This window comes from Pseudoduganella sp. R-31, from assembly GCF_049913235.1.
Classification (GTDB): domain Bacteria; phylum Pseudomonadota; class Gammaproteobacteria; order Burkholderiales; family Burkholderiaceae_D; genus Rugamonas.
The window spans coordinates 114,833-141,454 of record NZ_CP183986.1 but is presented as its reverse complement, the minus strand read 5'-3'; the positions used below and the strand labels follow the sequence as shown (position 1 = coordinate 141,454).

24 protein-coding genes are annotated in these 26,622 nt (G+C 61.3%); 16 read left to right on the top strand and 8 right to left on the bottom strand.

Annotation, left to right across the window (positions count from 1 at the left end; translation table 11 throughout):
* The first annotated feature begins 4 nt into the window (after positions 1-4).
* Both ACN9MY_RS00575 and ACN9MY_RS00570 read left to right on the top strand, forming a co-directional pair.
* Positions 5-1,078 (top strand): AAA family ATPase, encoded by a 1,074-nt coding sequence (locus ACN9MY_RS00575; RefSeq protein ID WP_426166508.1) that lies wholly within the window; start codon positions 5-7, stop codon positions 1,076-1,078.
* Positions 1,075-2,874 (top strand): DUF2201 family putative metallopeptidase, encoded by a 1,800-nt coding sequence (locus tag ACN9MY_RS00570; RefSeq protein ID WP_426336713.1) that lies wholly within the window; start codon positions 1,075-1,077, stop codon positions 2,872-2,874. The genes ACN9MY_RS00575 and ACN9MY_RS00570 overlap by 4 nt, the downstream gene beginning before the upstream one ends.
* Here ACN9MY_RS00570 and ACN9MY_RS00565 read toward each other — a convergent pair whose 3' ends face one another.
* A complete protein-coding gene (locus ACN9MY_RS00565) occupies positions 2,875-3,669 on the bottom strand; it encodes a DUF6624 domain-containing protein (protein WP_426336712.1) in 795 nt (264 codons plus the stop codon). It abuts the gene before it with no gap.
* A gap of 292 nt (positions 3,670-3,961) precedes the next feature.
* On the opposite strand from ACN9MY_RS00565, the gene ACN9MY_RS00560 reads away from it, so the two are divergent.
* Positions 3,962-4,408 (top strand): GNAT family N-acetyltransferase, encoded by a 447-nt coding sequence (locus tag ACN9MY_RS00560; protein ID WP_426319875.1) that lies wholly within the window; start codon positions 3,962-3,964, stop codon positions 4,406-4,408.
* 20 nt (positions 4,409-4,428) lie between these two features.
* Positions 4,429-4,917 (top strand): GNAT family N-acetyltransferase, encoded by a 489-nt coding sequence (locus tag ACN9MY_RS00555; protein WP_426166500.1) that lies wholly within the window; start codon positions 4,429-4,431, stop codon positions 4,915-4,917.
* On the opposite strand, the gene ACN9MY_RS00550 is transcribed toward ACN9MY_RS00555, so the two are convergent.
* Positions 4,911-7,451 (bottom strand): kelch repeat-containing protein, encoded by a 2,541-nt coding sequence (locus tag ACN9MY_RS00550; RefSeq protein WP_426336711.1) that lies wholly within the window; start codon positions 7,449-7,451, stop codon positions 4,911-4,913. The two genes, ACN9MY_RS00555 and ACN9MY_RS00550, sit on opposite strands and share 7 nt — an antisense overlap.
* Before the next feature lie 121 nt (positions 7,452-7,572).
* Here ACN9MY_RS00550 and ACN9MY_RS00545 point away from each other — a divergent pair, with 121 nt between their 5' ends.
* The 5 genes from ACN9MY_RS00545 to ACN9MY_RS00525 all read left to right on the top strand — a co-directional run bounded on the left by ACN9MY_RS00545 (position 7,573) and on the right by ACN9MY_RS00525 (position 13,035).
* A complete protein-coding gene (locus ACN9MY_RS00545; protein ID WP_426336710.1) occupies positions 7,573-8,190 on the top strand; it encodes a TetR/AcrR family transcriptional regulator in 618 nt (205 codons plus the stop codon).
* A gap of 203 nt (positions 8,191-8,393) precedes the next feature.
* Entirely contained in the window at positions 8,394-8,999 is a 606-nt protein-coding gene (locus ACN9MY_RS00540; RefSeq protein WP_426336709.1) for a 2-hydroxychromene-2-carboxylate isomerase, read from the top strand.
* 54 nt (positions 9,000-9,053) lie between these two features.
* Positions 9,054-10,100, top strand: a complete 1,047-nt coding sequence (locus ACN9MY_RS00535) for a hypothetical protein (protein ID WP_426336708.1) — start codon at positions 9,054-9,056, stop codon at positions 10,098-10,100.
* A 6-nt stretch (positions 10,101-10,106) separates the two neighbouring features.
* Positions 10,107-12,281, top strand: coding sequence for a hypothetical protein (locus ACN9MY_RS00530; protein ID WP_426336707.1), 2,175 nt, complete (start codon positions 10,107-10,109; stop codon positions 12,279-12,281).
* 13 nt (positions 12,282-12,294) lie between these two features.
* The gene (locus tag ACN9MY_RS00525) at positions 12,295-13,035 is read left to right on the top strand and encodes a hypothetical protein (protein WP_426166488.1); all 741 of its coding nucleotides are present in this window, start codon (positions 12,295-12,297) and stop codon (positions 13,033-13,035) included.
* Position 13,036: 1 nt separating this feature from the next.
* Here ACN9MY_RS00525 and ACN9MY_RS00520 read toward each other — a convergent pair whose 3' ends face one another.
* From ACN9MY_RS00520 to ACN9MY_RS00510, 3 genes are all read right to left on the bottom strand, one after another.
* Positions 13,037-13,495: a YbaK/EbsC family protein gene (locus tag ACN9MY_RS00520; RefSeq protein WP_426166486.1), complete on the bottom strand. Its 459-nt coding sequence runs from the start codon at positions 13,493-13,495 to the stop codon at positions 13,037-13,039.
* Positions 13,495-16,347, bottom strand: coding sequence for an excinuclease ABC subunit UvrA (gene uvrA, locus ACN9MY_RS00515; RefSeq protein ID WP_426166484.1), 2,853 nt, complete (start codon positions 16,345-16,347; stop codon positions 13,495-13,497). Before uvrA ends, ACN9MY_RS00520 begins: the two co-directional genes overlap by 1 nt.
* 83 nt (positions 16,348-16,430) lie before the next feature.
* Complete coding sequence (locus ACN9MY_RS00510; protein ID WP_426166482.1) at positions 16,431-17,069, bottom strand: TetR/AcrR family transcriptional regulator; 639 nt, start codon at positions 17,067-17,069, stop codon at positions 16,431-16,433.
* Positions 17,070-17,181: 112 nt separating this feature from the next.
* Here ACN9MY_RS00510 and ACN9MY_RS00505 point away from each other — a divergent pair, with 112 nt between their 5' ends.
* A complete protein-coding gene (locus ACN9MY_RS00505) occupies positions 17,182-18,405 on the top strand; it encodes an arabinose transporter (RefSeq protein WP_426336706.1) in 1,224 nt (407 codons plus the stop codon).
* Positions 18,406-18,510: 105 nt separating this feature from the next.
* Complete coding sequence (gene ssb / locus ACN9MY_RS00500; protein ID WP_130316421.1) at positions 18,511-19,017, top strand: single-stranded DNA-binding protein; 507 nt, start codon at positions 18,511-18,513, stop codon at positions 19,015-19,017.
* Between the two features lie 77 nt (positions 19,018-19,094).
* Here the strand turns inward: ssb and ACN9MY_RS00495 are convergent, their stop codons facing one another.
* Together ACN9MY_RS00495 and ACN9MY_RS00490 are read right to left on the bottom strand one after the other, a co-directional pair.
* Complete coding sequence (locus ACN9MY_RS00495) at positions 19,095-19,439, bottom strand: hypothetical protein (protein ID WP_426319859.1); 345 nt, start codon at positions 19,437-19,439, stop codon at positions 19,095-19,097.
* A 123-nt stretch (positions 19,440-19,562) separates the two neighbouring features.
* Complete coding sequence (locus ACN9MY_RS00490) at positions 19,563-19,745, bottom strand: hypothetical protein (protein WP_426336705.1); 183 nt, start codon at positions 19,743-19,745, stop codon at positions 19,563-19,565.
* Between the two features lie 726 nt (positions 19,746-20,471).
* On the opposite strand from ACN9MY_RS00490, the gene ACN9MY_RS00485 reads away from it, so the two are divergent.
* The 4 genes from ACN9MY_RS00485 to ACN9MY_RS00470 all read left to right on the top strand — a co-directional run bounded on the left by ACN9MY_RS00485 (position 20,472) and on the right by ACN9MY_RS00470 (position 24,838).
* A complete protein-coding gene (locus tag ACN9MY_RS00485; protein WP_426319855.1) occupies positions 20,472-21,506 on the top strand; it encodes a hypothetical protein in 1,035 nt (344 codons plus the stop codon).
* Between the two features lie 754 nt (positions 21,507-22,260).
* Positions 22,261-22,608, top strand: a complete 348-nt coding sequence (locus ACN9MY_RS00480) for a helix-turn-helix domain-containing protein (protein ID WP_426319853.1) — start codon at positions 22,261-22,263, stop codon at positions 22,606-22,608.
* A 3-nt stretch (positions 22,609-22,611) separates the two neighbouring features.
* Positions 22,612-23,943 (top strand): type II toxin-antitoxin system HipA family toxin, encoded by a 1,332-nt coding sequence (locus tag ACN9MY_RS00475; protein ID WP_426319851.1) that lies wholly within the window; start codon positions 22,612-22,614, stop codon positions 23,941-23,943.
* A 100-nt stretch (positions 23,944-24,043) separates the two neighbouring features.
* Entirely contained in the window at positions 24,044-24,838 is a 795-nt protein-coding gene (locus ACN9MY_RS00470) for a hypothetical protein (protein WP_426166478.1), read from the top strand.
* 126 nt (positions 24,839-24,964) lie between these two features.
* Here the strand turns inward: ACN9MY_RS00470 and ACN9MY_RS00465 are convergent, their stop codons facing one another.
* A complete protein-coding gene (locus tag ACN9MY_RS00465) occupies positions 24,965-25,249 on the bottom strand; it encodes a nucleotidyl transferase AbiEii/AbiGii toxin family protein (RefSeq protein WP_426166476.1) in 285 nt (94 codons plus the stop codon).
* Between the two features lie 142 nt (positions 25,250-25,391).
* Between ACN9MY_RS00465 and ACN9MY_RS00460 the strand changes: the two genes are divergently transcribed.
* Entirely contained in the window at positions 25,392-26,438 is a 1,047-nt protein-coding gene (locus ACN9MY_RS00460; protein ID WP_426166474.1) for an RNA-guided endonuclease InsQ/TnpB family protein, read from the top strand.
* Positions 26,439-26,622 lie beyond the last annotated feature (184 nt).

Sequence of the window (26,622 nt, the reverse complement as noted above, 5' to 3'; positions counted from 1 at the left end):
GCGCATGCAATCGGCAATCATGTTGAACCAACAGCAGGCGATTGACTTCCTGCTGCACGTTGCGATCACCCGCCCGGTATTCATGTGGGGCCCGCCGGGCATCGGCAAGAGCGCCCTGGTGCGCCGCTTTGCGGAAGCCGTCGGCATGGAGTGCGTCTCCCTGCTCGGCAGCCAGCTTGCGCCGGAAGATTTGCTGGGCATTCCGCAGATCGACGGCAAGTGCTCGCGCTTCTTCCCTCCTGCAAACATCGTGCGTGATGAGCCCTTCGTCCTGTTCCTGGACGAACTGAATGCTTCGTCGCACGAGATCCAGAAGGCATTCTATTCGCTGATCCTGGACCAGCGCATCGGCGAATACAGCCTGCCGAAAGGAACCATCGTGATCGGCGCCGGCAACCGCGCCAAGGATGCGGCCATCGTCAAGCCGATGCCGTCGGCACTGGTGAACCGCATGGTCCATATCCACTTGCGCTCCGACCACCGCCAGTGGCTGGAATGGGCAAGCGGCGAGGGCGGCATCCATCCCTGGGTGCTGGAGTACATCCAGCTGCGTCCCGATCATCTGTGGAGCGAGCCGCCGAAACACGAAGAGCCGTTCTCGACGCCGCGCAGCTGGCACATGCTGTCGGACGCGCTGCATTCCTTCGGCGAAGGTTCCGGCGAGGAGTTGGTGGATGCGCTGGCCTATGGCTTGTTGTCGCCCAATCACGCTGGCAACTTCAAGGGCTTTCTCAAGCAGCTGCGGCACAAGCATGGCCTGCATGCGATTATCAAGGGCGACCAGCACTGGCCGGATGCACCGGCGGATCGGGACGTGCTGTACTTCCTCGCGCAATCCTTCCGCGCCCATTTGGTGAAGGAGCTGCCGGAAGAGGAATCGGCAGTGCGCAGCGCGCACCATGCCTTGTCGATCCGCGCCAAGGATATGTTGCGCGACCTGGCGCGTATCAGCGTCGAGATCGCGCAGTCGCTGCTCGGCGAAGATGCCCAGGGCCGCCGCTTGCCTGCGTGGTTCCTGGTCGAAGTGGCACGCGACCTGCCACGACTGGCCGGCCGCAGCCAGAAGGAGACTGCATGAGCAGGGACAGGAAGCCCGATCCGGCCGCGTCCGCGCGCCAGGCCGGGATTGCCCATGTGCGGGCGCATCCGGTGCTGGGCGCTATCGCGGCCCAGGCGGAATTTCACACCGATGCGACGCACCAGTTCGTGCCGTCCGGCGGATGGCTTGCCGTGTCGCCCGGCGGCACACTTTGGCTGCATCCGAAGCGGCGCGCGCAGCCGGACGAATGGGCGCGCGTGATCGGCATCGCGCTGTCCTGCCTTGGACTGGGCCTGGTGCGGCGCCGTGAACCGGCGCTGCTGTGGGAGCTGGCAGCGCTGGTGTCGGCATCGCGTTTTTGCGCTGAACTCAAGCTGGGCGAATTGCCGGAAGAATGGCGTTTGCCCGAATGCGAGGACGCCGGCGTGGAAACCTTGCTGCAGCGCTTTTGCAGCGGCGGCTGTCCCGCGCCGCTGCTGGCCTGGCACGCGGACATTGCCGGCACTGGGTCGGTGTTCACCTCGCTCGACGAGAAGGCGATGCCCTGGAAGCGCCACAAGCCGTGGCATGAATTGCTGGCAGATGGGATTGCGCGCGGCGTCGGCAGGGCGCTTGCCATCGCGGGCGGCGCAACTGTCGAACAGGCGGCCAGGCCGCACAGCCGCGAGCACCGCGCACGGCGCCGCATGATGGATTGCTATCCTTTGCTAGGCGCCCTGGCAGCGAGCTTCGACCTGGAGAACGATATCCGGATTTGCCAGCAGTACGATATTCGCGTTGCCGCCATCGATGTCGGCGCCCGCCGCATCTGGATCAATCCGGCGGCCGGCCTGAATGACGACGAAACGTTGTTCGTGCTGGCCCATGAGTTGCTGCACGCTGGCCTCAACCACGCGTCGCGTCGCCGCGGGCGTGATCCGGTGTTGTGGAATGTCGCCTGCGATTTCGCGATCAATGGCTGGCTGGTCGAGATGCAGGTTGGTGCGGCGCCCGCCATCGGCATGCTGTACGACGCTGCACTGGCAGGACAATCCGCAGATGAAATCTATGACGGCCTGGCGCGCGATATTCGCCGTGCACGCAAGCTGGCTACGATGCGCGGCGTTGGGCAGCCGGATTTGCTGGGCGAGGACAGCGGCGCCCAGTTTACGGACGCGGAGGAATACTGCCGCCGCGCACTCGCGCAAGGCATGGACCGCTGGGAATATGAGGGCGCGCGCGGCACCGTTCCGGCTGGCCTGCTGGAGGAGATCCGCAGCCTGGCGCAGCCGCCGATTCCGTGGGACGCCCGGCTCGCGCACTGGTTCGACGAAAGGTTCCCTCCGCTGGAGCTGCGGCGCAGCTATGCGCGGCCTTCGCGCCGGCAGGGAGCGACGCCGGATATTCCGCGGCCTTCGCTGTGCAAGCCGCCCGAGGAAGAACGCAAGAGCCGCGTCTTCGGCGTGCTGCTCGATACTTCGGGTTCGATGGAGCCTACCATGCTGGGCAAGGCGCTTGGCGCCATCGCCAGCTATGCGATGGCGCGCGACGTCATTGCCGTGCGCCTGGTGTGCTGCGACGCCGCGGCCTACGACTGCGGCTGGGTCGAACCGGAAAACCTGTTGGACCGCTTCACCTTGCGCGGACGCGGCGGAACGGTGCTGCAGCCGGGCTTCGATCACCTGCGCGACCTGGCGCACCGAGGCGAGCTGCCGGCGCATGGCCCGGTGCTGGTAGTGACGGACGGCTGGTGCGAGGACAAGCTCGAGACGCGCATGGACCACGCCTACCTGCTGGCCGACGGGCGCCGCTTGCCGTTTATCCCGCGCGGGGAAGTCTTCTACGTGACGGAATAGCTACTGGCCGGAAGAGGCGGGCATTGGCGGCAGCCCCATCATCTTGCGGCGGATGTCGAGTCCGCTTTCGTCTTCGATCACGACCGGCTTGCCGCTGGCGAGCTGGGTGCCGTAGCGTTGCGGCAATCCCTTGGCGACACGCAGCCTGTCCTCGGCTTGCGCCAGTTGCGAGCCCGGCACGTCATTCTCCGCCTGGGCCTCGCGCAAGGCCGGTAGCAGGGCTTCCAGTTCCTTCTCGGGCACGCGCATCAGGACGGTGAATGCATTCTGGGACAGTTCGGGCCCGGCGAAGCGCGTGCCCGGCCAGCCGTGGGAGGCGACGATGGTCTTCAGGCGCGCCAGTTCCTTGCGGTCGCGCGCCGCATCGCGCTTGCCGGGTGCACCCATGCTTTCCAGTGCCCGGATGGCGGCCAGCTCGCGGGCATCGAGCACCTTGCGCTTGATGATGATTTCTTCGCCGAGGATGGTCGTGGCAGCGCCGCCGGTACGGATGGTCACGCGCACATTGCCGCGCGCATGCGTGGAACCGCGGCTGTCCTGCTCGACCTGGTTGGCCTCCAGCTGCACCGTATGCTGCTGGCCGATGGGCAGCATGATGCGTGCGACCTCCTTGCCCGCCGCCAGCGTCTGCACGCTGATGCGGCTTGGCTCGGCGGCATTGGCAAGCCCTTGGCAGGCCAGCAGCAACGGTAGCGCAAGCTTGTAGATGCTCATCATGTACCTACGGTAGCAAACCTGTGCGAACAATGGAGCACGCGTGGCGGCCTGGCGTACCAGGCTGAGCATCAAGCGCATTGCTGTCCTGTACAAGAACACAAGGTGAGTATTTATACAAAGTTTTTCTTGACACCACATTCGCGCAGAGCGCAGAATCAGCGCTCGTTAGTTGTATAACCCAGATCAAGAAAGGACGGCCATGCGCAATTTCGCTATCACCTGCATTAAGCACACCAGATAGCCCTGATGCGCGTGCGCTCGGGGCACTGGCAAATTGCCACCCCGAGCCGGACGTCCGACGACAAACCCCGGCGAGGAAACTTGCCGGGGTTTTTGTTTTTTGGTCCCCGGCGCAAGGAGGAAAGGAATCATGGAGATCCAACTCAAAGCTGTCACCCGACAGAACTTCGACGACATCACCGACTTGCGGCTGCTGGACCATCAGCGCGACTACATTGCCAGCAATGCCTACTCGATTGCGCAGGCCAGCTTCTACCCGCAGATGCAGGCGCGCGCCATCTATGCGGGCGAGGAATTGCTTGGCTTCCTGATGTATGTGGACCTGGAACTGGAAGGCCAGCCCGGCGAATTCGGCGTGTGGCGCCTGATGGTGGACATCCTCCACCAAGGCAAGGGTTACGGCCGCAAGGCGCTGCAGGCGGCGCTGGCCGAGATCCGGGCGCGCGGCGGCGTGCGCAAGGTCTGGATCAGCTACCAGCCCGACAACACCAGGGCCAAGGATCTTTACGCCAGCATGGGCTTCGTCGAAACCGACTTCGACGAGGACGGCGAAATGAACGCAGTATTAGAGCTGTAACGAAGAAGAAGGAGTCATGAATGAGACCATATCAACGCTTCCTGAGGAAATGGATTACGACCAACCTGCACGTGGTCACCAAGGAAAATTTCGCCGACATCGCCGAGCTGGAACTGCATGAATACCAGCAGGACCACGCGGCAGCCACCATGTATGCGATTGCGGAAGCCAGCTTCCACCCGAACTATCACTGCCGCGCCATCGCCGACAAGGACGGCGTGGTGGGCTTCCTGATGTACGCCGCGCCCGGCGCCGAGGATGAAGCGGGCGATTACGCGATCTACCACCTGATGGTGGACCGCCGCTTCCAGGGCAGGGGCCACGGCCGCCGCGCGGTCGAACTGGCGCTGGCCGAGATCCAGAAGCACGGCGACGTGCAGCGCATCTGGACCAGCTACCGTCCGGACAACGCCGTGGCGAAGGATCTCTACGCCGCCTGCAGCTTCATCGAGGCGGGCGTAGAGGAAGACGGCGAGATGTACGCCGTCTGGAGTCCCGATCCTTACTGAGTGAAGTTCAGGGTGTAGGCGCCGGACCGGCCGGAGTAGTAGCTGGTCGCCTCGATGGTGTAGTTGCCCCATGCACCCGCCGGCAGCGTGTAGCTGATGCGCGAATTGGTGCCGCCACCGCTATCGTCGTCGGAGCTGATGATATTGCCGGCGCCGTCACGCAGGTAGAGGTAGGTATCGAAGCTCGACGAGCTCAGGGTGATCGTCACTACCCGGCCTGGCAAGACGCCGAAGGTGTAGCGGTCAGTGTAGTAACCGGTGCCGCGTGCGCCGGCCGGGCAGGTCGATGACTGCAGGTTGCCATTTGCCGGCTCGCCGCTGACGATCCATTTGCTGCAGGCGGTGGACTGGGTCGAGCCCTGCTGGTTCAGGCTCAGCGGCAGCGTCAGGCCGCTGCCGCTGAGGGTTGCGGTGGCACTGCGCGCCTCGCCGGGATTGGCGCTGACCGAGTAGGTGATGCTGCCGTTCCCGGTGCCGCTGATGGCGCTGGTGATGCTCATCCAGCTTGGCACGCCGGACAAGCTCCAGTTGCAGCTGGCTGGCGCCGCTATCGTGAAGTTGCCACTGCTGCCTTTTGCCGGGAAGCTGCTGCTGGCCGGCGTGACGCTCCAGGTGGCGCATGCAGAACCGGCCTGGCTCAGTTTGGCGATGCCAACGCCATCGGGCGTGGTGGCGGACATGTAGTCGCTGCGCGCGGCGCCGGTGTTGGGCGCGATATTGAGACTGAAGCTGCCGTTGCCGGTACCCGAAGAACCGGATGTTACGCTGACCCAGGTGACCGGCACGGCCAGGGCCCATTTGCAAGTCGGCGCGGCGGTGATGGTGCCCGTCGTGCTGCCGCCGGCGGTAGTAAACGATGCGTTGCTCAAGCTGATGACCGGCGGCGTCGGGCAGAGCTTGCGCGCGTCCTGGGTGAAGGTGAACGTCGTGGCATACCCCATCGACGCCACCTGGCCGGAGCCGCTGCGCGAGGCCGTGGTATCCGGATTAGGGGCAACCGAGTAGGCGATGCTGCCGTTGCCGCTGCCACTGGTCGCTCCGGTGGCGGTGACAAAGCTGGGCATGGAGACCACGTTCCACGGGCAATTGGCGGCTGCAAAGACGCTGAGCGATCCGGTGCCGCCGGAGCCGCTGACAGTCGTCGTGGCCGGCGATACGACGGGCGCCGATGGGCAACTGGCCGACGCCACCTGCGTGACGGAGACGGTCTCATTCGCCAGCAAGAACGATGCGGTGCGCGATGCGCCGCTCAAGTTGGCGGTGGTCTTGAACGTCATTGCGAATGAGCCGCCGGACGGCATTTGCTGTGGATTGGCGCCGTCAACGGACAGCCAGTCTGGCAGGTTCGCCGCCTCGAAACGGCAGCCGGGTGCTGCATTGACGGTAAAGCTGACCGTTCCTGCATCGCCGCCGACGTTCTGCGTGCGCACCGGCACGGTCGTCAACTGGCTGGAGCAGGCCTGGTCCCAGATTGCGGCATACGCCGTGGAGTCGTTTTGTTCGGCTCCGCCGGCAAGCAGCACGTTGCCGTCGGGCAGGCGCGATACGCTCAGGTCGCGCTTGCGGATGCGTTGCGGGCCGCTCAGGTTCCAGGTACCGCTGGCGGCGTTGTAGCGCATGAGTTGACGGTTATAGCCTGCGGTGTAGACGATATCCGCGTTCGGCAGCACGGTGGCAGTCTGCGGCTCGAGATCGGCCGGCATCTCGGGGCCCGGAGTGAAGGCGCCGGTGGCCGGATCGTAGATTTCAGTGCTGCGCTGGGACATCGTATTGCGGCCGCCGGCCACCAGGACCTTGCCGTCCGCCAGCAGCACCGGTTCGATGGTTGAGCGCCCGATGGACATCGGGCCCGTGGCGCTCCATTGATTGCTGGCAGGGTCCCATATCTCAGCCCGGGTGCTGTACGGAGCATAAGGAGCAGGTGCCGTACTGGCCTCGCCCCCAACCTTCATCACGCGGCCGTCGGCCAGCACTACCAGGCCGTGCCAGCCTGAGTTCTCGACAAAGTTGCCGGTTTTGCTGAAAGTACCGGTAGCGGGATTGAAGATATCGGCATACCCGCCGGTGGAATAGCCGTCCTTGCCCATCACCATCACCCGGCCATCAGGCAGCAGGCGCGCGATGGTGCGAAAGCGCATGGAGTTCATGTTGCCGGCGGCGGTCCATTGGCCGGTCGCAGGGTCGTAGATTTCGGCGGTGTTTATGTAGGCGCCCGCCGGCGTCATGCCGCCGGCAACCAGGATGCGGCCATCCTGCAGCGTGACTGAGGCATGCTCGCGGCGGGCAGTCAGCATTGGCGCGGCAGGCGTGAACTGGCCGGTGACAGGATCATAGATTTCGGTGCTGGCGTAAATCGGGGCGCCGGGCGTGGACACGCCGCCAGTCAGCAGGATGCGGCCGTCGGGCAGGGCGCTTGCCTGGTGCAGCATGCGCGGCACGGTCATGCTGCCGGTCGAAACCTGGGCTTGGGCGGACAGGGTAGCGCAGGCCAGCAGGGCGGCTGCTGCGAGTTGGCGCAGTGGGGTTGGGTACAAAGCTTTTCTCCTCAGATATTTCCCGGGCACAACTCTATTCATATTTGCGAAATAGTCAATCAAAAAAAACAAGGAAATATTCAGGTTTGATGTTTCGCACATGTGTGCTAAAGTTCGGTGCATGGACACCTTGACCGCAAAAAGCGAAGCGACCTTCGCCACCATCCTCGACGCCGCCATGGAAATGGCCGCGGCGGAAGGCATCGGCAAGCTGTCGCTGGGCGAGATCGCCAAGCGCACCGGCATCAGCAAGAGCGGGGTGTTTTCGCGCGTCGGCTCGCTGGAGCAGCTGCAATGCGCGGTGCTGGACGAGTATGACCGCCGCTTTGCGGCCGAAGTCTTCATGCCGTCGCTGTCCCTGCCGCGCGGCCTGCCGCGCTTGCAGGCCCAGGTCGCGGCCTGGTTCCAGCGCGCGGCCGACGAGGCGCTGCGCACCTCCTGCCTGTACACGGCGGGCGCTTTCGAGTTCGACGATTACGAAGGCAGCGCAGTGCGCGACCGCCTGGCGCAAGGTGCGCTGGCCTGGCGCGCCTCGCTGCGCAAGACCATCCTGCAGGCGATGGCAGCCGGCCAGCTGCGGCCGGACACCGAACCTGAGCAACTGGTGTTCGAGATTTACAGCCTGGTAGTGGGCCTGCTGCACGATGCCCGCTTCCTGCGTGACGAGCAGTCGCCGCGCCATGCGCAGCGTGCTTTCAACCGCCTGATTTCGACGTACAAGAGTTTCAACGATTTGTGATTTTGGGTTGCCGCAGGTTCGCCTGCGGCCTTTTTTTAACCGGACTTCGCACGGGTGTGCGAAATTGGAGAAAGAACATGCGATTCCTGCTTTTGCTGGTGCCGGTCGGCATCTACTTCATGAGCCACAGCAGCCTGTGGGGCATCCTGCGCGGACTGCCGAAGAGCAATAACGATTTTGGCGAAAATTACTAAGGAGCGGCCATGGTCCTCGACTTCTACTTTGATTTTGCCTCGGGCTATTCCTACTTTGCCGCCCGCCGCATCGAATGGCTGGCGGCGGCCAACGGCGCCACCGTGCGCTGGCATCCGGTGCTGCTGCCGGCGCTGACCCAGGTGACCGGCGTGCTGCCGTCGCCGGTGGTGCCGGTCAAATGGAAGTACGTCACGCGCGACATGCAGCGCACGGCGCAGGATGAGGCAATTCCTTTCAATCCCTCCAGCGCCTTCCCGCAAATGCTGATGGCGCCGGGCCGTGCCATGCTGTGGGTGCGCGCCAACCATGGCGACGATGCGGCGGTCTCGTTTGCCCGCACCTGCTTCCAGGCCTATTACGCCGACGGCGTGGACATCGCCGACAAGGCGGTGCTGCTGGGGATAGCGGAGAGCCAGGGCATCGACGGCTCGGCCTTCCTGGCGGGCATGGAAGACCCGGCGATCAAGGCCCAGTTCAAGCAGGGCAATGAGGATGCGCTGGTCAAGGGCGTGTTCGGCGTGCCCTTCGTGCTGGCGGACGGCGAGCCGTTCTGGGGTTACGACCGCTTCCCGCACCTGGAGCGCTGGCTGGCAGCATCGCGCCGCGCAGCGTGAGGGGGGCGTGACGGAAGCGTGACTTTAGCGGGCAGTTTGTCTATGCTTGCCCGCATGAACCTCAAACATCTCGCCTATGCGATGGCGCTTGCCGCGATGGCGCTTCCGGCCACGGCGGCGCCGCAGGCCGACGAGCCGCCGTACGCAGTGATCGACTGGCCCAACAAATTGAACCCGGACGTCGTCACGCTTGGCAATGACGACTTCCTGCTGCTGACGGATAAGGCTTTCGTGGTGTGGAATGCGCTCACGCGGCAAATGGCGGCGGCAAGGGGTTGGCCTCGCCATACCTCGATTGAAGGAAGCTGGAGCAGGCTTGGGAATGGCACGGTGGTCGCCGGCGGTTCGCACACCGACAATACCGACCAGCCCTTCGCCTCGCTGGCCTGGTGGAACCCGGAATCGCGCAGCTTTGCGCCACCGCTGGTGCTGCCCCTTGGCACGGTCATGCGGCGGCTCATTTCCATCGACCCGCAACTGGCGCTGGCGTGCATGCGAACCGGTAAGGAGGAGCAGGGGCAGCCTGCACCAAGCCGCGCCATGCTGCTGCGCGTCAGCGCAGGAGCGCTGAAGCAGGAGCCGGTGTCGCCGGCCACACGCGCAGCATTGCTGGCAGCCGGCGTCCGGGGCAAGGTCGATGATGTGGAGCTCGGGCCGGCGCCGGCCATCCCGCTCAGCTTCGACACTGCCAGCTGCAACTGGACGATGGTGTCGCCGCCGAAGGAATATGCCAAGGACGCATCGCGAGGATTCCAGCGCCGACTCCTGCCGGGCGGGACGCTGGTCGCTGTGCCCGATCACAGCGACTGGCCGCTGCGCTGGGATGCGCGCAAGGCGGCATGGATTTCGATCGCGGACGCCGGCGCCCGGATGGGTATCGGCGGCAGCTATGCCAACTTTGGCGATCATGATCCGCTGGTGACCGCCAACGACAGTTCCGTCCAATGGTTCGACCCGGCGGCGCAGCGCCTTGTTTCGATCAGGCGCCTGCCCCATACCTATATTCCCATCCTGGCGCCATTGAGCGACGGCGGGATCGTGGTCTTCCTGCGGGAGAACGGCAAGGTGTTGCGCCTGCCGCCCATCAAGTCATCCCCCTGATCGTTTATGAGCAAATCCATTTTGACTGGCCTGGGCCTGGTGCTCGCCTGCGCTGCCGGTGGTTCAGCGGCGTCCGGCGATGACGGTGCACCGCGCCTGCAGCCGCTGAGCACAGAAGAATTCTCTGCCGTCATGGCGGAAGCGCGTCGCCGTTACCGCCGCGAAGATCCGGCCGGCCAGCCATGGGAGTTCCTTGACCGGGAAAAACTGCCCCGATTGCTGGACATGCCGGAATTCGCGGCCACATTCTGGACCTTGAAGCAGCCGCTGATTGACCAGGCCGGCGCTTGGGACTACTTCCGGCTCGAGTCGCCTTCCAGGGCCCAGGCCGTATGGGCACGCATCCTGCCGGAAGAGCGGATCAACGATCCTGTGCGGGAAGGACAGCGTTCGGCCGAAAGCCTGCATGTCTATTATGCGGACGAAAAATGGGGCAAGGAAGCGGGCGCACAAATCGCTTTCCTGCGATGCCTTCCTGCCGCGGCCTGGCGTGTCAAGCACATGGAACCGTTGGTCTGGGGGATGAAGAATGCGGATTGGCGGGCCGGCGCGGGCCTGGATTTTCGGCAGTGCGTGCGCAAACAGCGTGAAGAAGTAGGCGGGATCAGTGAAACTTCGCCGGAAACCGCACGCGGCCTGGCATCGGCCGCCATTATCGAAGACAGGTTGAGCAAATTCCTGCTGTCGAACGGCTGCCAGCGCAAAGGGCCCGATAGCTGCGTGCATCTTCTGCCGGCACTGGTCGAGCTGAATCCGCATCATGCCCAGTTGCCACGCATCCTGCAAAAGCTTGAGCCTTACTTTTTCCCGCGAGTGCAGGATACGTCGCTTGACGAACGCGAGGCCGCATTCCTGCAGCTGGTTTACCTGACTGCGAAAGTGCCGGCGCTGCTGGATCATCCTCAGGCGTGGCCTGCCGGAGAAATGGAACGCTTGCTGGCGAAGACGGTGGCGCTGGATCTGCTGCTGGCGAATCCCCAGGGCTACAACCCGTTCAGCCCGGCGGGCAAACGGATCGTGTCGCCCTGGATGGCACTGGCCGCGATGCAGCCATCGCCTCAGGCGCAACCGGCGGCGTTGCAACAACTGGGCCGGGAAAGCGCCTCGAGCAAGGGTTGCCTCCTGTCTACGGAACAAATGCTGGAACTGCCCGCTCCTCTGCTACTGGGTTATGCACTGGGCAAGCTTGAACGGGAGCAGACCAGCTGTCGTGCCCTCGAGAATGTGAAAGGCCTGTCGGAAAGCTATGTGCAGGCCGCTACGCAGCAAGCGCTGGCGCCGTTGGAAAGCTTGCTGGCGTTCATTGCTACACCGGGTCCCGCACGCGACGAAGTGAGGCAAGCGCTGGGCGCGAAGTGCGGCGACAGCCCTGCCAACGATTTGTGGAATGTGTGCCGTCAACTGGCCGAGGAAAAAGCAGCCTTCCTGGCAGCGGAACGCAAGCAGCAGGAAATCGAAGCAGCGGAAGAGAAGAGCAGGCTGGCGCGCGAAAAGCAGGACCTGGTCGAGCGCCAGGTATGCAGCGAACAGATGATCGAATTGGCTGGCGACTTCCTGCGCAAGAGACGGAAACGCCAGCTCACCGAAGGCGTCGCCAGTGCATGCAAGGCCTGGCCAGGCAAGGAACCTTATACGCTGGGCGTCTTCATTTACGAGGGGCAGAAAGAAGAACAAAAGCAGATGCTCGTCACCTTGATCGACCCGGCGCAAGGCAAGGTAATCGCCAGCTACTGGACGTTGGTGGAGGTAGACGCGGTCACGCGTTATGTCGATGGAATCAAGTTCGACACGGCACGCTATTTTGTGCAGCCAGGGTTGCGCGCATTCGGCATCGACGTCGCCACGTACAGCCCGCGCTCTGCGGAAGGCGGCTACGGGCCGATGCGCACGCTGTACGTGCGCGAGGGGGCTGCCATCCGGCCGATCCTGTCCGACATGGCGGTTTCGTCCTGGCGCTACCTGCCGGGCAGGGCGCCGTGGGAAACCGGCAATAGCGAGAACCCGGACCGTGAGCCTGCAACCGAGACCTTCAGCTACGCCATCGGCATTGCCGGCACGCGCAGCAACGGCTACGCGGACTTGCTCATCACGCGCAGTTCCGACCAGCCAAAGGTCAAGGCCACAACGCAGTTGTTGCGCTACGACGGCAAGCACTATCCGGCGCCACAGCAGATGGACTAGCAAAGGGATGACCATGGATTTCAAACGCACCGTGTGTACGGCAACCCTTGCCATGCTGGCGCTGCCATCGATCGCCGCAGAACGCGACCCGGCCTGCAGCGAGCAGCTGCAAGAACTTGCCGGCAGCTTCCTCCAGGCGAACGGAAGACGCCAGGAGAGCGAAGACGACAGGCCGGCCATTTCCAGCGCCTGCAAGCCATGGCCCGGAAAAGAATCCTACACGCTGGGTGTGTTCGTGTACGACGGCATTGCGCAAGATACGAGGCGTATTCTTGTTGCCCTGCTCGACCAGCCGCGCAGCACGGTAGTCGCCAGTTATTGGGCTGCCGTGCCGAGCGATGCCATTGAGACCTATCGCGAAGGGATCAGGATCGATACCGCCCGCTATCAGCTGCAGCCGGGCCTGCGCGCGTTCGGCGTCGATTTCAACACGACTGAGCCGCGCTACCAGTATGGCGGCTATGGTCCGATGCGCACGCTGTATGTGCGCGAGGGGGAGGCGATCCGTCCTGTCCTTTCAGGCATGGCGATTGCGAGCTGGCGCTTGCTGAACGACCCATGGGAGAAGGGCGCGGAAGAAGATGGCCCTGCACCCGAAATCGAAAGGTTCAACTCCACCATAGCCATCGCTTCCACGCGCAGCAAGGGCTATGCAGACCTGCTGGTCACGCGCAAGTCCGACCAGCCTGGCGCGAAACCCACGACGCAGTTGCTGCACTACGACGGCAGGCAGTACCCGACGCCGCAGGAGTAGCCTACTGCGCCACGTCAACCCATTGCGCACCGGTCAGGGCGGCCATGCGCTCGGGGCAGATGCGCACTGCGGCATTGATTGCGCCGCCGGCAGGGAGTACTTCCTTGTAGCTGCGCAGCGACACATCGCAATAGACCGGAATCGGACCCGGCAGGCCGAAAGGACAGACGCCGCCGACCGGGTGCCCGGTCAGCGCTTCCACTTCTTCCGCACCCAGCATGCGTGCGGTGGCGCCGAAATGGGCCTTGAACTTCTTGTTATCCAGCCGCGCATCGCCGCGTGTCACCACCAGGACGACGCCGTCCTTCATGCGCAGCGAAAGGGTCTTGGCGATCTGGCCCGGCTCGACGCCGTGCGCGGCCGCGGCCAAGGCCACGGTCGCGGTGCTTTCCGCCAGTTCGATGACTTCCAGGTCCGGCGCGTGCTGCGCCAGGAAGTGTTTGACGGAATGCAGGCTCATTATTTCTTCTTCAGCAGGGGACCGAGATATTTGCCGGTCACGCTGGCCGGGTTGGCCGCCACTTCCTCCGGCGTGCCGCTGGCGATGATCTGGCCGCCGCCGGCGCCGCCCTCTGGACCGAGGTCGACGATCCAGTCGGCAGTCTTGATCACGTCGAGGTTGTGCTCGATGATGACCAGGGTGTTGCCGTGGTCGCGCAGGCGGTGGATCACCTTCAGCAGCAGGTCGATATCGTGGAAGTGCAGGCCGGTGGTCGGCTCGTCCAGGATGTACAGCGTGCGGCCCGTATCGCGCTTGGACAGTTCCAGCGACAGCTTGACGCGCTGCGCCTCGCCGCCGGACAGCGTGGTGGCGCTCTGCCCCAGCTTGATGTAGCCCAGGCCTACGTCGAGCAGGGTTTGCAGCTTGCGCGCGATGACCGGCACGGCCTTGAAGAATTCGTGTGCATCTTCCACCGTCATGTCCAGCACTTCGGTGATGCTCTTGCCCTTGTAGTGGACTTCCAGCGTCTCGCGGTTATAGCGCTTGCCGTGGCAGACGTCGCAGGGCACGTACACGTCCGGCAGGAAGTGCATTTCGACCTTGATCACGCCGTCGCCCTGGCAGGCTTCGCAGCGGCCGCCCTTGACGTTGAAGGAGAAACGGCCGGCCGAGTAGCCGCGCTCTTTCGCGACAGGCACGGTGGCGAACAGGTCGCGGATCGGCGTGAACAAGCCGGTGTAAGTGGCCGGGTTCGAACGCGGGGTGCGGCCGATCGGCGCCTGGTCGACCGAGATCACTTTGTCGAAATGTTCCAGGCCGCTGATGGAGTCGTGCGGTGCCGGTTCGGTCTGGGAGCCGAACAGGTGGCGCGACAGGGCCGGGTACAGGGTGTCGTTGACCAGGGTCGATTTGCCGGAACCGGACACGCCGGTCACGCAAGTCATCAGGCCGACGGGGAGCGACAGGTTGACCTTCTTCAGGTTGTTGCCGGTAGCTCCGGTGATGGTCAGCTGGCGCTGCGGATCGGCCACGTGGCGCTTCTTCGGCACGGCGATCTGCAGCTTGCCGCTCAGGTATTGCGCGGTCAGCGATTCCTTCGATTTCAGGATGTCCTTCAGCGGGCCGGCGGCGATCACGTCGCCGCCATGCACGCCGGCGCCCTTGCCCATGTCGACCACGTAGTCGGCGGTGCGGATCGCGTCTTCATCGTGCTCCACCACCAGCACCGAGTTGCCGATGTCGCGCAGGTGTTTCAGGGTGTCGATCAGGCGGTCGTTGTCGCGCTGGTGCAGGCCGATGGACGGCTCGTCCAGCACGTACATCACGCCGGTCAGGCCGGAGCCGATCTGCGACGCGAGGCGGATACGCTGTGCTTCGCCGCCCGACAAGGTATCGGCGCTGCGTTCCAGCGACAGGTAATCCAGGCCCACGTTGTTCAGGAAGGTCAGGCGCGACACGATTTCCTTGATCACGCGGTCGGCGATGTCCTTCTTCGCGCCCTTCAGCTTCAACTGCTCGAAGTAGGACAGGGTATCGCGCAGCGGCTTGTCGGCGATCTGGTAGATCGCGCGCTCCTGCTTGCCGGTGCCGATCTTCACGTGGCGTGCTTCCACGCGCAGGCGGGCGCCTTCGCAGCTCGGGCACTTCTTCTCGTTGATGAACTTCGCCAGTTCTTCCTTCACCGCCATCGAATCGGTTTCGCGGTAGCGGCGCTGCAGGTTGTTGACGATGCCTTCGAAGGTATGTTCCTTGACCACGGCCTTGCCGCGTTCATTCATGTAGGTGAACGGGATGGCGGTCTTGCCGGAGCCGTGCAGGACCACGTCCTGCGCTTTCGCCGGCAACTGCTCGAACGGGGTGTCGAGGTCGAAATCGTAGTACGCCGCCAGCGCAGCCAGCATCGAGTAGTAGAACTGGTTGCGGCGGTCCCAGCCCTTCACCGCGCCGGAAGCCAGCGACAGGTTGGGGAAGGCGACGATACGGCGCGGGTCGAAGAACTCGATATGGCCCAGGCCATCGCACTCGGGGCAGGCGCCCATCGGGTTGTTGAAGGAGAACAGGCGCGGCTCCAGCTCCTGCAGCGAATAGCCGCAGGTGGTGCAGGCGAACTTGTTCGAGTAAATATGCTCGGCGCCGGAATCCATTTCGTAAGCTATGGCGCGGCCGTCGGCCAGGCGCAGCGCGGTTTCGAACGATTCGGCCAGGCGCTGCTTGATCTCCGCATTCACCTTGACGCGGTCGATCACCACGTCGATGGTGTGCTTCTCGGTCTTCTTCAGCTTTGGCAGGTCGTCCACTTCATAGATCTTGGCCTCGTGGGTGCCGCTCTGCACGCGGAAGCGCACGAAGCCCTGGGCCTGCATGGCCTCGAACAGGTCGACGTGCTCGCCCTTGCGGTTGGCAACCACCGGCGCCATGATCATCAGCTTGGTGCCCTCGGGCATGGCCAGCACGGCATCCACCATCTGCGATACCGATTGCGCGGCCAGCGCGTGGTCCGGGTGGTTGATGCAGTAAGGCGTGCCGACGCGCGCGTACAGCAAGCGCAGGTAGTCGTGGATCTCCGTCACGGTGCCCACGGTCGAACGCGGGTTGTGCGAGGTGGCCTTCTGCTCGATCGAGATTGCGGGCGACAAGCCTTCGATCATGTCCACGTCAGGCTTTTCCATCAACTGCAGGAACTGGCGCGCGTAGGCCGACAGCGACTCGACGTAGCGGCGCTGGCCTTCAGCGTACAGGGTGTCGAACGCCAGCGACGACTTGCCGGAGCCGGACAGGCCGGTGATCACGATCAGCTTGTTGCGTGGCAGGTCGAGGTTGATGTTTTTCAGGTTGTGCGTGCGCGCACCGCGGATGCGGATTTCTTCCATGCGTGGATACCTTTCGGGGTCAGCCCGATACTATAGCGTCGAATGAATTCTTGCGCCGCGCCCCGGATACACCAAGCCCAGCGTCAAATACTGTACATATTACCAGTATTTGGGCGGTACGTCAGGTAGCCCATGACGGCGTTGCTGATCGACGCTTCGATGTCGGCCATGTCGAAGCCCGGCGCCTCGATGACGGCCGCGTGCACCATCGATTCCATGATCTGCAAGACAACCCAGGTGGCCATGTCGAGGTTGGGGGGCACGATGTCGGCCCGCCAGTCCTCCAGCAGGGCGCGCACGCGCTTGAAGATGCCCTGGTCGGCCTCGTTTTCCGACTGCGGCGCGTCGAAGTAGGGAAATTGCAGCTCCAGCATCTTGTGCAGGTCGGGCTCCAGCAGGTGGGCAGCCAGCAGCGCCCGCACCAAGGCGCCGATGTGCCCTGCCAGCGTCGGCTCGTAAGGCTTTGCCAATACTTCTTCCACGGTCTGCTGCACCTGCTCCGCGTGGCGCTGGTGCAAGGCCGCGATCAACGCATCCTTGTTCTTGAAGTACTGGTAGAGCGAGCCGATGCTGATGCCGGCCTTCTCTGCGATCAGGTTGGTGTTGGTTCCGGCGTAGCCATGCTCGGAAAAAATGCGAGCCGTCGCCTCCAGGATCACCTCCACGGTGGCTCGGGAACGCGCCTGGCGCGGGGCTTTGCGGGGTTGCGGGATGTCGACCATGGGCGTTTTCGAATGCGAGTTTTCGCGGGATGTTGTTGATTTTAAAATTTTGGCTGTATGTGAGCAAATGCTCGCATTCTCGGAATTCATTGTCAACTATGAAAGCTTTTATATGAGCCCGCCTAAAGATTTCGCTTCTCCCGCCCCGACCGCTGCTACGCAGGCCGTCAATGTAGTACCCAGGATTTTCCCTATCGTGCTGGCGGTTTTCGCCAGCTTCCTCGCCATCGGCATCGCCCTTCCGGCGCTCCCGCTGCACGTGCATGACCGGCTCGGCCTTAGTACGTTGATGGTCGGTGTGGTGGCCGGCGCCCAGTTCGTCGCGGCCCTGCTGACCCGCGCTTGGGCCGGTGGCCTGTGCGACACTCGCGGCTCCAAGCGCGCCGTGATGACAGGCTTCGCCCTGGCCGTTGCCTCCGCGCTGGCTTACCTGGCGTCGCTCTCCATGGTCGACCAGCCGGAAGCATCGGTCGCCGTGCTGATCGCCGGCCGCATCCTGCTGGGCGGCGCCGAAAGCCTGGTCGTCACGGGCGCCTTGAGCTGGGGCGTCGGCCTGGCCGGCCCGCAAAACGCGGGCAAGGTCATGGCCTGGGTCGGCATTGCAATGTACGGCGCCTACGCCGCTGGCGCGCCGGCTGGGATGGCGCTGTACCAGCAGGCCGGCTTCCACGGTATCGCGCTTGCCGGCATGCTGGCCCCGGTGTTGGCGCTGCTGGTGTTGGCCGGCATCAAGGGCCTGCCGCCAGCCAGCGCGCGCCGTATCCCGTTCTACAAGGTGCTGGGCGCCGTGTGGTGGCCGGGCATGGGGCTGGCGTTTTCCAGCGTCGGCTTCGGTGTCATCACCGCCTTTATCTCGCTGCTGTTCACGGCCAAGGAGTGGGGCAGCCCATCGCTAGCCTTCACCGCCTTCGGCATTGCCTTCATCGGCGCCCGCCTGCTGTTTGGCCATCTGCCGGACAGGATCGGCGGTGCGCGCGTGGCCTTGGTGTGTGTGCTGATCGAAGCGGCCGGTCAATTGTGTATCTGGCAAGCGGCGGCACCCCTGCTGGTGTATGCGGGAGCCGCGCTGACCGGCTTTGGCTACTCGCTGGCCTTCCCCGGTTTCGGCGTGGAAGCGGTCAAGCGCACCCCGCCGCAAAGCCGCGGCGCGGCGATGGGCGCCTATGTCGCTTTCCTCGATATTTCGCTAGGCCTGACCGGTCCGCTGGCCGGCGCCCTGGCTGGCCAGCACGGCGTCAGCGCCGTGTACCTGGCCGGCTGCGGCGCCGTTTCCTGCGCCCTGGTGATCGCCCTGCGCCTGCTGAAGCCCTCACGCGCTAACCCGACAACAAATTGAGCTGCGTCAGTCCTTGCGATATTTGAGGGACTATTAATTTAGGGTAAACTCCGTTGTTTTGGGGCTGTCCGAAACGGCCCCCACATTCCTTCAGGAGTTTCATAAATGGCATCAGTCAACAAAGTGATCATCGTCGGCAATCTGGGTCGCGATCCGGAAATCCGCTACATGCCTAGCGGTGACGCGATTGCCAACATCGCCGTGGCTACCTCGTATCGTTCGAAAGACCGCAACACCGGCGAACAGAAAGAGCTGACCGAGTGGCACCGCATCTCCTTCTTCGGCCGCTTGGCTGAAATCGTCGGCCAGTACCTGAAAAAGGGTTCTTCCGTCTATGTGGAAGGCCGCCTGCAGACCCGTAAATACACCGACAAGGACGGCATCGAAAAATACGCCACCGACATCATTGCTGAAAACATGCAGATGCTGGGCGGCCGCGGCGATACCGGCGGCGGCATGGGTGGCGGCATGGGCGGTGGCGACGACATGGGCTATGACGCTCCTGCTCCACGCCAGGCACCACGTCCACAGGCAGCTCCGGCACCGGCACCACGTCCGGCACCACGCCCAGCGCCGAACTTCTCGGATATGGATGACGACATTCCGTTTTGAGATACAGTAATCGTTGCTAGGTAAAACAACGCCCTGTAAGTCGTTGGCTTACAGAACGTTTTCCATCGCTCATTAGCTCAATAAAGTACGTCAACCCTCGTCACAGTGGGGGCCCAGCCCCCCACCGCTGTGCAGAGGGTATCGCTCGTTGCGACAACCACTAACTTCTGCGCCATTTGCGCTGCCAAGGCAGTGCTGAGCATGGCTTTACCGCCAACAGTAGTGGCCTTGAAGGCAAGCACACCGGTGGTTGAGCAGGCATTAGTGGCTGAGGCGCCCCAACCGTTCTTCGCGTACAAAATCACCGTACCGTCTTCTTGAGTTGCAATCCTTTCGATTTGCAGGGCATCGGATGAAGCGGCAAATGATGTGCATGGGATAGCCAGCAACAAAGCCTTAATGAATATTTTCTTGAGTTTCATGAAGTTAAAGGTCGTGCGCAATTAATAGTTGTGTGAGTTCTTTTCGATTGAGCAAGAATCATATCGCATAAGTAAGTTCGCAACTAACTTGTTGTACGGGCGCTGTCCCACGACCTGTCCCAGTCAGGCTACCCGGTCTTGCACTGCAAGATCGAGCAGGACGCCAACGCCAGCCTGGAGGTCTCTCACCACCACTTCGAATGGCACGGCCGGGTCGAGGTACCGGAGGCGGTGCGCATGCGGCTGGCCGATCTCTGCCAGGAACATGGCGGTCGCCTGTCGCAGAACGCTATTCGAGGCAGCCATTTTTCGCTCGTGTAAGAAGGAAGTTTGGATAACCACGACGCCCCACACCTTCGTCGGCGCTGCAATTTCATCTCCGGCACCAGTAGATAAGGTAAAGATTGGAATCACGCCTGCGCCATGGCCGAAAGATGCGGGAGAGATATTTCGAGCAGCTAAGCGTAGCCACACTGTGGAACCATTGTATTTTCAGGCTTTCTTTCGTCGTTTACACAGATTACTGCGCATAACCCTTCTAGAGCGTAATCAATCTTCCACCGCATCTGCGTACGTCAACCCAACGTAAACAAATTTTGTCGCTCCAGCTGTAGCAAGGCACTTTCTCGCCGTCGTGAAATCATGAAATAACGATAGTTAGACTGCCGACAAAAATCCCTTTTGGTCATTAAGGCTGGACAACGTTCGAGGCTGAGATTGGTGTATTAACGCAACCAAAGGATACCGTTGTGACACCGAGGCAGCGGTTCGATCCCGCAGGAAGGTTGCCCGGGGTCCTGGTTCACTTCGCATTCGCACTATCGCGATAGCTCACGCGTCCCGTTCCTGGGTGTCACAAGCATTGGGCCGGGTAATGCGCGAGGAACGCCCTGTCCACATCGACAGGCCTGTTACCTGTTGATACTGTCGGCTGCCGAAAGTTACGACTATCGTGGTTGCAACGGGTTTAATTCAGATTGAATACGCCGTCGAAGAACTCAATACCCAGTCTGTAATGCGAAGGAGCCAGTCATGCCCGAAACTGATGATGCTCGGTTGTATTCGGAAATTTTACAATCGCAGCGCATCATCGCGGTGGTGAAGGAGGTCCTGGGAACCGTCCCTCTTAATGTGCGCGGCCGTGAAGCGCTTGCCATCAATCACACCGGAGATATCAACAGGTTTCAGGATGTCTGGGCCGACCGCGAGATGTTCCTCGGAGTCAGCAACCAGATGCGCGTGGCAGGTATCGGTGCTGTCAACCACGTGACCCGGCAGAATACCAACCAGATCCGCGCATCCTATGGCCACACGGCGGCGCATCACCGCCCTAAGGTAACGTTGGCCGCCCTCGGCGACCGGTATGTGGGCATGTGCCAGGACTACGCTGCGCTGACCTACGCGCTGCTGCGCAGGTATCTTCCGTCCGACCGAATGGTCAGTTATGTATTCGAGACCGACATCGTCCATTATTTCTGCACGATCGGCGATCATGACCAGCGCCAGGTTGCTCCACAACGGCTCATAATCGTCGATTCTTGGTACCTCAACGCCGACGCCGTGCTGTGGACAGACAGTCACCACAAGGCCGCGCGCTATCAGGGTAACACGATCTATTGCAAACCCGGTAAAGCGGCGGGCTACCTGCCACCGCTGAGCGCGCATACGGCGCGTAATCTGATCGCGCAAGCACGGGCAAAATATTCCCAGCTTCCACCAACTCAAACGCAACTGGACGAGCGGAACAGGCACAAGGAGGGCACCAAATTCATGCATAGACAAGATCAATTCGTCGCAATGCAATACGGTAATCACTACACCAATGCCGGCAACAATGCGCGCGTGACCTACACCTTCACGCCGAGGTGCTCAGTTTGCGGGACGCTGAAACGGGGCCTGGCGACGAGAAGTACAAAATGGCATCAATGCACCACATGCCACATCTATTTTTGCTCACGGGACGGATACGCTCGCCCACGCAGCGCGTTCTTTAGCGAGACACGCACCTGCACCTGCGGCGGAACGACGCGCTTATTTATGGGTTCATGGCCAGACGACGAAGCGTGAAGGCGTATTGCCGCTGCCAGACACGCTCCATTGAGGTTCAGGAAGAAGCGCTCAGCGACTGAATTGTTCCAACAGTTGCCTTTCCGGCTCATGCTGCAAACGAGGTCGTGGCGCGTTAGCAGGTCCCTGATAGAGCTCACTGGCATGAGACCTTGATCGGAGTGACGTAGCATTTCCTTTGGCCGGCCACGCCGAAACTACCATCAATAGCGCGTCCATAACTAGCTGCGAGGTCATGCTCGTTTGCATCGACCACCTGACCGCACGGCGCGAGTAGAGGTCGAAAACCATGGCGACAAAGGGCAAGCCCTCTCCAGTCCATACGTATGTAAATTCCGCTGCCCATTGCTGGTCTGGTTCGCTAGCTTCTAACTGGCGGTCCAGCAGGTCCGGTGCGATTGCGTGAACCTCTCCAGCAACTTGACCATGATGCCGGCGGGGTCGATGACGTGCTTTCATGCCGGCCTTCTGCATTAGCTTGGCCACGCGATTTCAACGGGAGCGCAAGTCGCCGAAAGTCTGTCACCTTCGTTGGGTCAACGTTGAACTTCTACAGCTCATTTGACCCAAGGTAGCCCCTTTTGCGGACATCAGTAGACGCAGCCACAATCCATAGATTGTTAATATCAATTACTAGCAATAGCTTGTAAAATGAATTTACAAACTACAAATTGTAAATTCAGAATACAATCTGCAGCTTGTGAGCTAGCTAGCGCATTCTTAAACTTCCACACTACGCCTCCACAGGATGACTATGCAGTACACAATCCAGACTATCGATCAATTAAAGCCACTGCTCCAGGGATTTCGGCGGAAAGCGGGTCTTACTCAGACGGCAATGGCCGAAAAGTTAGGGGTGACCCAACAAAATTATGCTCAACTGGAGTCAAACCTCGGTAGTGCAAGTGTTGAGCGCTTATACAAAGTTCTCCGGTTGCTCAACGTGCAGCTAGTCTTCGATGAACGTGAGAGTACATCAGAAGAGAGCGATGAGATTTCTTCTCAACCAGCCTCTGTTACTCGAGACCAAGCACTGAGCCTTACCCAGTCTAAAAAAGCACCGGCAAAGGTGATCAAGCGTAACGACACGACGAAGTGGTGATACATGGCACGAAGAGGAACGCGAAGCAGTTTGAATGTATGGTTGAACGGCACCCCAGTGGGTCAATGGACTATTCACCGGAACAGCTCAACCTTCACATATTTCGACGATTGGTTAAATGACGAGAACCGTCGCCCTCTATCGTTATCGATGCCGTTGACGGCCGACAATCGGCCATACGTAGACGATGTGGCCACAAACTACTTTGATAATCTCCTCCCGGACAGCGAGCCTATTCGCAGGCGCCTGGCACAACGGTATCGCACAGGAAGTACTTCCCCATTCGACCTGCTTGAAGCGATAGGAAGAGACTGCGTAGGAGCCGTTCAATTGCTGGAGCCGGACGAGGCTCCGAACGACATCTTTACTATTCAAGGCGAAGAACTCAATGAGCATGCTATTGCTGAGTTGCTTCGCGCTACAACTTCACCTGGTGGATTGGGCCACGAAGATCATGTCCCTGATCTCAGGTTGTCTATCGCCGGCGCACAAGAGAAAAATGCGCTCTTGTGGCACGAGGGAAGATGGAAGCTTCCGACTGGAAGCACACCCACGACGCACATTCTGAAGCTGCCGCTAGGACTTGTGGGGAATATGCGTGCCGATATGCGAACCTCGGTGGAGAACGAATGGTTGTGCGCGCAAATTATGGAAGGATTTGGACTTCCCATAGCAAGGACCGCAATCCTCCAGTTCGAGGATCAGAAAGTTTTGGGAGTGGAGCGGTTTGACCGCAAATACTCGGACGACGAGACCTGGATTGTCCGTCTGCCGCAAGAAGACATGTGTCAAGCCATGGGGTATTCACCCCTGGCCAAGTACCAGCAAGACGGTGGACCCGGGATCGAGCGCATCATGAACCTCCTTTTAGGATCGGAGGTCGCGGAAAAAGATCGGCGAAACTTCTTCAAGACACAACTTATATTCTGGCTTTTGCTCGCTACGGATGGACATGCCAAGAACTTCAGCATCGCGCTCGGACCGAGGGGGAAATACCAGGCGACCCCATTGTATGACGTGCTTTCGGTGCACCCTATCGTCGGGCGTGGTGCGAGTAAAATCCCAGCCCAGGATGTAAGGCTGGCCATGGCCGTTCGCGGGAGCACCAACTACTACCACGTCAATCGAATCCAAAGGCGTCATTGGTCTGCGATGGCGCAACAGCTTGGCTTGGGTGCGAAAGCTGCTGAAGCGATAATTGAAGAAGTCCTTGAGGCAGTTCCCAAAGCTGTCGATTCAGTCCGACAGAAAATACCGCCAGCGTTTCCACTTGACCTGGTAGACAGCATTCTCATTGGAATGACGGAACAGAGCGTGAAGCTGAGCGAGACCTGAGTCGAAGCATGCGTCCAATGGCGACAATCGCTGAGCAAAACCATACCAAGGACGGCTTGCCGTTCTGAAGACCTCTTTATCCTGTAACGGAACAGCTTTGATGAGAAAAATTGCAATTCCCCTGTTTTTAATCGTCGTCGTGGTGTATGCCGGCTTCGCGCTGTGGGTGCTTCCAGCCGATGGCATCAGCAAGCTCGGCGTAGGTGAGCGTGGGCAGATCGGCGATACCTTTGGCGCCCTGAATGCATTGTTCTCAAGCCTTGGTTTTGCCGGCATCCTGCTCACGCTATATCTGCAGAAAAAAGACATGGCGATCCAGGCGACGAAAGACGACGAAGAAGTGGCAGAGCGTCGCTCCCTGTTCAATCTGGAGGCCAGCATCCAGGCGTATAGCCAGGCCCTCGGCCTTCTGCGTGATGGCAACAACCACCGCGCAACCTGGATCCGTGCAGCCAGGATTCTCAAGCACGGAAAGGTCCTGGCGGCTGCTGTCACAGTGGATGCGCATAAGCGGGCGCTCGAGTTGCGTTTGCTGGACTATCGGTCGGAATTCCGTGACATTCTTGAGCATAAGCCTGCAGAGTTCTTTTACGGCGTCGCCCCCCACTATTACGAGCTGGGGTTGGACCGCGTGGCAGCGCTGGCTTCTCAGCCGAACGCAGACGAACCGGGCCACGCGATGACTGCAACGAGATGGCTCGACGAAAAGTCAGTCTATGCTGTCCTGGAGGCGTCGCAATGGCCGGAAGACTATCAAGACCCCTTGTGCGATGACCTGCCGGGGGACATGGATATCGAGGAGAAGACCTTCTTCGCACAAGGCCTCGCCAGATACATGGAGCACCGGCAGCAATGGCACTCCATTGCCGGTAGCCTGAGCCCGCGCAACCCGTAGCGGCAACTGGGCTGGCTGCGCCCAACGGCATCCGCTAGTTCAGCGAGCTGAGTGATAAGCCTCATCGAGCGGAGAGAAGCCAGTTCTTGCCGCAGTCTCATATGCATGCGTTTTCAACGCCGACCTTCAGGAATGAGTATTCTGGCGGGCCGCGACTTGGGCGTTCTCGAAGACATCTGATAACCAAGGTGCAGTTCTGTAGGACTGGAGATCGGGAACGAAGATATCGACGTCTTTGCTGAACAGGTGACCATACCGGAGCATGAGGACGGTCCCGCCGCCGAAAGTCCAAAACGGGTTCGCGTAGCCATGCGCTGCAATCTCGTCGATCGCGATCAGCGCCTTCTTGAAAAGAGACTCCCAAGTGTCTGGAAGTCCACCCTGGTTCAACGCTGCCAAACTTCCCGACATACATGCCATTCCTTCGCAAGGCGCTGCAGTTTTTTCATCAGATTTGCTCCGAGAAACCCCGTCTGAGGGCGGGAGTGAAAGGAGCCGGCCGCAACGCGGGCGCTCGCCTTGAGATTAGTGAGATACTGTATAAAATTACAGTATGATTCTCGTCTACCGTTTCCGTGTGAAATCGAAAAACGGGCTGCTTGATCTGCAAGCCCGTAAGGTGAATTTCGTCTGGAACTACTGCAATGATCGGCAGAAAGATGCCTTGCGATTTGAGCGCCCTTGGCTGACCGGCTTCGACTTGAACAAGCTGACTACCGGCAGCAGCAAAGAATTGGAGCTGCACTCTGGTGTGATCAATGCCGTATGCGAACAATTTGCCAAATCGCGTGCCCAACACCGCCGGCCGTATTTGCGTTACCGCGGCCGAAGGTCCTTGGGCCGGGTTCCGCTCAAAGGACGTGACCTGCACAGGGAAGGCAACGCGTTTCGCTTTGCAGGCAATACGTTCCGGGTGTTTTACTCTCGCCCTCTTCCTGAAGGGAAAATCAAGGATGGCAGTTGCTTTGCGCAAGACAGTCGCGGGAACTGGTTCCTCAATATTGCGATCGAGGTAGCCGAGCCGCCGGTCCGGCCACTCGACCACGGTGTCGGTATCGATCTTGGCTTGAAGGATCTCGCTACCCCGTCCGAGGGAGAAAAAATTCCGGCGCCGGGCTTTTATCGTGAGGCGGAAGCGGCGCTGGCAATAGCGCAGCGAGCCCACAAGCGGCGCCGCATCAAAGCCATCCAGGCGCGCACGGCGCGGCGTCGACTGGACTTCTTGCATAACAGGTCGGTGGAACTTGCCCGCGCCTTCGACCATATTGCTGTTGGCAATGTCAATGCCAGTGGACTCGCCCAAACCAGCCTGGCGAAGTCCGTGCTTGATGCAGGCTGGTCGTCCTTCCGTAAGATGCTGGCGTACAAGGCCATGAGGCATGGCGCGCGGTACGTGGAAGTGGACGAACGCTTTACCACCCAGACCTGCTCGAATTGTGGTGCACTGCCCGATTCGAGGCCGAAGGGTATCGCAGGCCTTGGAATAAGAGAGTGGGAATGCAGCGAATGCGGTGTGGTACATGATCGTGATCGTAATGCTGCGTTAAACATTCTCCGTCGCGGACGTGCGACGCTGGAAGCAGGAATCCCCGTCCTTTAGGGCGGGGAGGACGTCAAGATCTTGCTCGAAGGTGCATCAGCGCTTGCAGCTTCGGTGACGGCCTTGACCATCACCGGCAACGGCGCCTCTTCAAGGAGCGCCATGATGTGCGGCCGAAACTTAGGGGGAACCTCACCTGTCCGCAGGACCGCAGCCAATTCGCTGGCCGTGAGAACCTCGCGGT

Bases quoted from the DNA above. Each gene is read 5' to 3' on its own strand.
- ACN9MY_RS00575 (WP_426166508.1), top strand. From the start codon at position 5: ATGCAATCGGCAATCATGTTGAACCAACAGCAGGCGATTGACTTCCTG.
- ACN9MY_RS00570 (WP_426336713.1), top strand. From the start codon at position 1,075: ATGAGCAGGGACAGGAAGCCCGATCCGGCCGCGTCCGCGCGCCAGGCC.
- ACN9MY_RS00565 (WP_426336712.1), bottom strand. From the start codon at position 3,669: ATGCGCTTGATGCTCAGCCTGGTACGCCAGGCCGCCACGCGTGCTCCA.
- ACN9MY_RS00560 (WP_426319875.1), top strand. From the start codon at position 3,962: ATGGAGATCCAACTCAAAGCTGTCACCCGACAGAACTTCGACGACATC.
- ACN9MY_RS00555 (WP_426166500.1), top strand. From the start codon at position 4,429: ATGAGACCATATCAACGCTTCCTGAGGAAATGGATTACGACCAACCTG.
- ACN9MY_RS00545 (WP_426336710.1), top strand. From the start codon at position 7,573: ATGGACACCTTGACCGCAAAAAGCGAAGCGACCTTCGCCACCATCCTC.
- ACN9MY_RS00540 (WP_426336709.1), top strand. From the start codon at position 8,394: ATGGTCCTCGACTTCTACTTTGATTTTGCCTCGGGCTATTCCTACTTT.
- ACN9MY_RS00535 (WP_426336708.1), top strand. From the start codon at position 9,054: ATGAACCTCAAACATCTCGCCTATGCGATGGCGCTTGCCGCGATGGCG.
- ACN9MY_RS00530 (WP_426336707.1), top strand. From the start codon at position 10,107: ATGAGCAAATCCATTTTGACTGGCCTGGGCCTGGTGCTCGCCTGCGCT.
- ACN9MY_RS00525 (WP_426166488.1), top strand. From the start codon at position 12,295: ATGGATTTCAAACGCACCGTGTGTACGGCAACCCTTGCCATGCTGGCG.
- ACN9MY_RS00520 (WP_426166486.1), bottom strand. From the start codon at position 13,495: ATGAGCCTGCATTCCGTCAAACACTTCCTGGCGCAGCACGCGCCGGAC.
- uvrA (WP_426166484.1), bottom strand. From the start codon at position 16,347: ATGGAAGAAATCCGCATCCGCGGTGCGCGCACGCACAACCTGAAAAAC.
- ACN9MY_RS00510 (WP_426166482.1), bottom strand. From the start codon at position 17,069: ATGGTCGACATCCCGCAACCCCGCAAAGCCCCGCGCCAGGCGCGTTCC.
- ACN9MY_RS00505 (WP_426336706.1), top strand. From the start codon at position 17,182: ATGAGCCCGCCTAAAGATTTCGCTTCTCCCGCCCCGACCGCTGCTACG.
- ssb (WP_130316421.1), top strand. From the start codon at position 18,511: ATGGCATCAGTCAACAAAGTGATCATCGTCGGCAATCTGGGTCGCGAT.
- ACN9MY_RS00495 (WP_426319859.1), bottom strand. From the start codon at position 19,439: ATGAAACTCAAGAAAATATTCATTAAGGCTTTGTTGCTGGCTATCCCA.
- ACN9MY_RS00490 (WP_426336705.1), bottom strand. From the start codon at position 19,745: ATGGCTGCCTCGAATAGCGTTCTGCGACAGGCGACCGCCATGTTCCTG.
- ACN9MY_RS00485 (WP_426319855.1), top strand. From the start codon at position 20,472: ATGCCCGAAACTGATGATGCTCGGTTGTATTCGGAAATTTTACAATCG.
- ACN9MY_RS00480 (WP_426319853.1), top strand. From the start codon at position 22,261: ATGCAGTACACAATCCAGACTATCGATCAATTAAAGCCACTGCTCCAG.
- ACN9MY_RS00475 (WP_426319851.1), top strand. From the start codon at position 22,612: ATGGCACGAAGAGGAACGCGAAGCAGTTTGAATGTATGGTTGAACGGC.
- ACN9MY_RS00470 (WP_426166478.1), top strand. From the start codon at position 24,044: ATGAGAAAAATTGCAATTCCCCTGTTTTTAATCGTCGTCGTGGTGTAT.
- ACN9MY_RS00465 (WP_426166476.1), bottom strand. From the start codon at position 25,249: ATGTCGGGAAGTTTGGCAGCGTTGAACCAGGGTGGACTTCCAGACACT.
- ACN9MY_RS00460 (WP_426166474.1), top strand. From the start codon at position 25,392: ATGATTCTCGTCTACCGTTTCCGTGTGAAATCGAAAAACGGGCTGCTT.